We start from the raw sequence: 3,963 nt of genomic DNA on the forward strand, positions 1-3,963 counted from the left end.
CATGGGGGCCTCACAGAGCGACAAGCCCCTCCTGAACCACGATCCTCATCCCCGCGCAGCTCAAACCCGCGCCAGGGCTGAAGCGATTGCCCTGGCGGCGCCTGCGCCCGCGCTTGCAACCCGTCCCGGTTGCCCGCAATGATCCGCGCCCCGATCCGCCCACCGAGCGAGCCCGCGATGAGCATCTACCAGCCCCGCAGCGAGGCCGAGGCCGTGACCCTGATCGGCGAGGCGGCGGCGCGGCGCGAGCGGCTGCGGCTCGTCGGCGGCGGCACCCGGGCGGGGATCGGCCGGCCCGCCCAGGACGAGGCGACCCTCTCGGCGACCGGCCTCACCGGCATCACCCTCTACGAGCCGGCGGAACTCGTCATCGCGGCCCGGGCCGGCACGCCGCTGGCCGAGGTCGAGGCGCGGCTCGCCGCGGGCCGCCAGATGCTGCCCTTCGAGCCGATGGACCACCGGGCGCTCCTCGGCTCGGCCGGCGAGCCGACGATCGGTGCCGTGGCCGCCGGCAACATCTCGGGCCCGCGGCGCATCGCCGGGGGCGCCGCCCGCGACAGCCTGATCGGCGTGCGCTTCGTCAACGGGCGCGGCGAGGCGGTGAAGTCCGGCGGCCGGGTGATGAAGAACGTCACCGGCCTCGACCTCGTGAAGCTGATGGCCGGATCCTGGGGCACGCTGGGCTTTCTGACCGAGGTCACCTTCAAGGTGCTGCCCGTGCCCGAGCGCACCGCGACCCTGGCGCTCGCCGGCCTCGACGAGGCCCGGGCGGTCGAGGCGATGAGCCTCGCTCTCGGCTCGCCCTTCGAGATCACCGGCGCGGCCCATCTGCCGGAGGGGATCGACGGCCCGGCCCGCACGCTCCTGCGCATCGAGGGGTTCTCTCCGTCCGTCGATTACCGCCTCGGCCAGCTCACCCGCCTGCTGCGCGGCTTCGGACGCCCCGCGACGATCGAGGGCGAGACGGCGGCCGCGGCGTGGCGCACAGTGCGGAACGTCCTGCCCTTCGCCGGCACCGACGAGGCGATATGGCGCCTCTCCACCGCCCCGGGCCGCGGCCCCGCGGTGGCCGCCGCCGTCGCGGCGGCGCGCCCGGCGCGCTGGTTCTTCGATTGGGGCGGCGGCCTCGTCTGGCTGGCGACGGCGGCGACCGGCGACGCGGGCGCCGCGACCGTGCGGGCGGCCCTCGGCTCCGGCGGCCACGCCACGCTCGTGCGCGCGCCGGAGGCGGTGCGCGCCGCGGTGCCGGTCTTCGAACCCCTCTCCGAGCCCCTGATGCGGATCACCGCCGGCCTCAAGGCCGCGCACGACCCGGCCGGCCTGTTCAATCCGGGCCGGATGTACGCCGGTCTCTGAAGCCTCCAGGGACGTGCCGTTTGAGAGAGCCCGATGAGCGTCATCTCGCATGTCTGCCTCGGCACCGCCGATCTCGCCCGCGCCTTTCCGTTCTACACCGCGCTCCTCGACGAGTTGGGACTGGAACTCCGCTTCCACGAGCCGGAGCAGGGATGGGCCGGCTGGATGCCGCGGGGCGCCGACCGGCCCCTGGTGATCGTCGGCCGCCCCTGGGACGGCCGGGCGCCCGATCCGGGCAACGGCCTCATGACGGCGCTGACGGCCCGCTCCCGGGCGAGCGTCGATCGCTGCCACGCCCTGGCGCTCGCGGCCGGCGGCACCTGCGAGGGCGCGCCCGGGCTGCGGCCGCATTATCACCCGGCCTATTACGGCGCGTATTTTCGCGATCTGGACGGCAACAAGCTCTGCGTGGTGTGCCATCAGCCCGAAGGGGATGCGTGACGGCCCGGTCCGGTGCTAGAGCGCGTCACGATTGCGTCGCCATCGCGAAGCTTCTCTAGCTCTTTGATTTTGCCGCATTTTCTACGACGAACCGGTCTCCACTTCGTCGGAAAATGCTCTGCGCAGTCTACCGCTTCGCCCGCTCAGGTTCCTGTTGATCGCAGATTTTTGCCGCCGAACCGGTGACCACTTCGGCGAAATCTGCTTAGGGCGGGGGCCCCGCCGCGCGACCGACATGGCGGACCGGATGCCCCGTCATGCGTTCTTGCCCCCGATGACGTTCCGCCTCGCCCACCTCACCGATCCCCATGTCGGGCCGCTCCCCCGCCCACGCCTGCGCCAGCTGATGAGCAAGCGCGCCACCGGCTGGGTCAACTGGAGCCGCGGCCGCAAGCTCACCCACGACATGGAGATCCTGGCCGCCCTGGTGGAGGATATTCGGGCCGCCGCACCCGATCACATCGCCTGCACGGGCGACCTGTGCAACATCGGCCTGCCGAGCGAATGGGAGACCGCCCGCACCTTCCTGGAAGGACTGGGTGCGCCCGACGTCGTCAGCTTCGTGCCCGGCAACCACGACGCCTATGTCCGTGGCTCGCTCAAGGGCCTGCTCGACGCGGTCGGGCCCTGGACCCGGGACGATGCCGGGCGTGCCAAGGCGTTTCCGTATCTGCGCCGGCGCGGGCAGGTGGCGCTGGTCGGAATGTCCTCGGCGATTCCGACCGCGCCCTTCGTGGCGACCGGGCGGCTCGGCTCCGACCAGGTCCGGGCCGCCGAGCGGATGCTGGCGGCCCTCGCCGCCGAGCCGGAGCGACCCTGCCGGGTGGTGATGATCCACCATCCGCCCCATGTCGGCGGCGCCAAGGCGGGGCGCAACCTCACCGATGCCCATGCCTTCGAGGCGATGATCGGCCGGGTCGGCGCCGACCTCGTGCTGCACGGCCACAACCATGTCGGCTCGGTCGCCTTCGTGATGGCTCCGGGCGGGCGGCGGGTCCCGGTGATCGGCGCCCCCTCGGCCTCGGCCCGGGGCGGGGCGCTCAAGCATTGCGCCGGCTACCATCTCTACGAGATCGAGCGCACGGCGACGGGCTTCTCCCTCACCGCCACCCTGCGCGGCCTGCTGCCCGAGGGGGGGCTGGGCGATGTCGGCACCCTGACGCTGCGAGGCTGACGGTCCGGGCCGTTGCCCGCGCGCTGTCCGCCGAAACGCCTGTGGCGCGAATGCACCATGGGCGGCCGCGTCATTGTTTCCGCCCTGTTTTCGCCATAGCCCGGCGGCCAACCCGTTCACCATGAACTCGAACGGGAGGGGACGATGACCCGTCTGACCGCGCCGCGGCGCCTGCTGAAGCCGCTTCTGACGGCCGCCACCCTGCTCGCCCTCGCGGCGCCAGCCCATGCCATCAGCCTGCTCGACCGCGGGCCGATCGCCGACTTCCTGACGGTCTTCCGCCAGCAGGGCGTGCCGCGCCAGACGATCGGCTGGAACAGCCCCTACAAGCCCGGCACGGTGGTGATCTCGACCAGCCAGCGCCGGCTCTACTACATCCTGCCGAATCAGGAGGCGGTGCAGTACGGCGTCGGCGTCGGCCGCGAAGGCTTTTCCTGGTCGGGCACCAAGACCGTGACGATGAAGAAGGAATGGCCGTCCTGGCGCCCGCCGGAGCAGATGATCAAGCGCCGCCCCGACCTGCCGCGCTACATGGCCGGCGGCAACGACAACCCGCTCGGCGCCCGGGCGCTCTATCTCGGCTCCTCGCTCTACCGCATCCACGGCTCGAACGAGCCGGAGACGATCGGGGCGGCGGTGTCCTCGGGCTGCATCCGGATGACCAACCGGGACGTGATCGACCTGTACGACCGGGTGAAGGTGGGCACCAAGGTGGTGGTGCTGCCGTAGGGCTCGGGCCCATCCGAGGACGGAGCGGCTCCCCGCGAGAAGCCGCTCCGCCTTTTACCAACGGCCCAAGATGCTGACGCATCGGGCCGTTGACCCATCTCGAATTTTCGATGTCAAGCCAGAGGCTTGGCGAAAATTCGAGAACAGAACCAAAGGTCGTTTTCAACGACCGTTGGTATTAGCCTAAGCAGGCTTGCGTTGGCAGGCCAACGCTTCGCCCGCTTAGGTTCTTGTTTTGTCGCAGATTTTTATCGCCGAACCGG

4 protein-coding genes are annotated in these 3,963 nt (G+C 71.3%); all 4 read left to right on the forward strand.

Annotated elements, in window-relative coordinates; translation table 11 throughout:
* Positions 1-177: 177 nt before the first annotated feature.
* A complete protein-coding gene (locus tag VP06_RS23195) occupies positions 178-1,356 on the forward strand; it encodes an FAD-binding protein (protein ID WP_048466164.1) in 1,179 nt (392 codons plus the stop codon).
* A 33-nt stretch (positions 1,357-1,389) separates the two neighbouring features.
* On the forward strand, positions 1,390-1,797 hold the full coding sequence (locus tag VP06_RS23200; protein WP_048466165.1) for a VOC family protein: 408 nt from the start codon (positions 1,390-1,392) through the stop codon (positions 1,795-1,797).
* 274 nt (positions 1,798-2,071) lie between these two features.
* Positions 2,072-2,971: a metallophosphoesterase family protein gene (locus tag VP06_RS23205; protein ID WP_048466166.1), complete on the forward strand. Its 900-nt coding sequence runs from the start codon at positions 2,072-2,074 to the stop codon at positions 2,969-2,971.
* 144 nt (positions 2,972-3,115) lie between these two features.
* Positions 3,116-3,700, forward strand: coding sequence for a L,D-transpeptidase (locus VP06_RS23210; RefSeq protein ID WP_048466167.1), 585 nt, complete (start codon positions 3,116-3,118; stop codon positions 3,698-3,700).
* Positions 3,701-3,963 lie beyond the last annotated feature (263 nt).

Origin of the sequence: Methylobacterium aquaticum (assembly GCF_001043915.1) — a bacterium.
Taxonomy (GTDB): Bacteria; Pseudomonadota; Alphaproteobacteria; order Rhizobiales; family Beijerinckiaceae; genus Methylobacterium; species Methylobacterium aquaticum.

Excerpts from the sequence above, each read along its gene's own strand:
- VP06_RS23195 (WP_048466164.1), top strand. The coding sequence starts at position 178 with ATGAGCATCTACCAGCCCCGCAGCGAGGCCGAGGCCGTGACCCTGATC.
- VP06_RS23200 (WP_048466165.1), top strand. The coding sequence starts at position 1,390 with ATGAGCGTCATCTCGCATGTCTGCCTCGGCACCGCCGATCTCGCCCGC.
- VP06_RS23205 (WP_048466166.1), top strand. The coding sequence starts at position 2,072 with ATGACGTTCCGCCTCGCCCACCTCACCGATCCCCATGTCGGGCCGCTC.
- VP06_RS23210 (WP_048466167.1), top strand. The coding sequence starts at position 3,116 with ATGACCCGTCTGACCGCGCCGCGGCGCCTGCTGAAGCCGCTTCTGACG.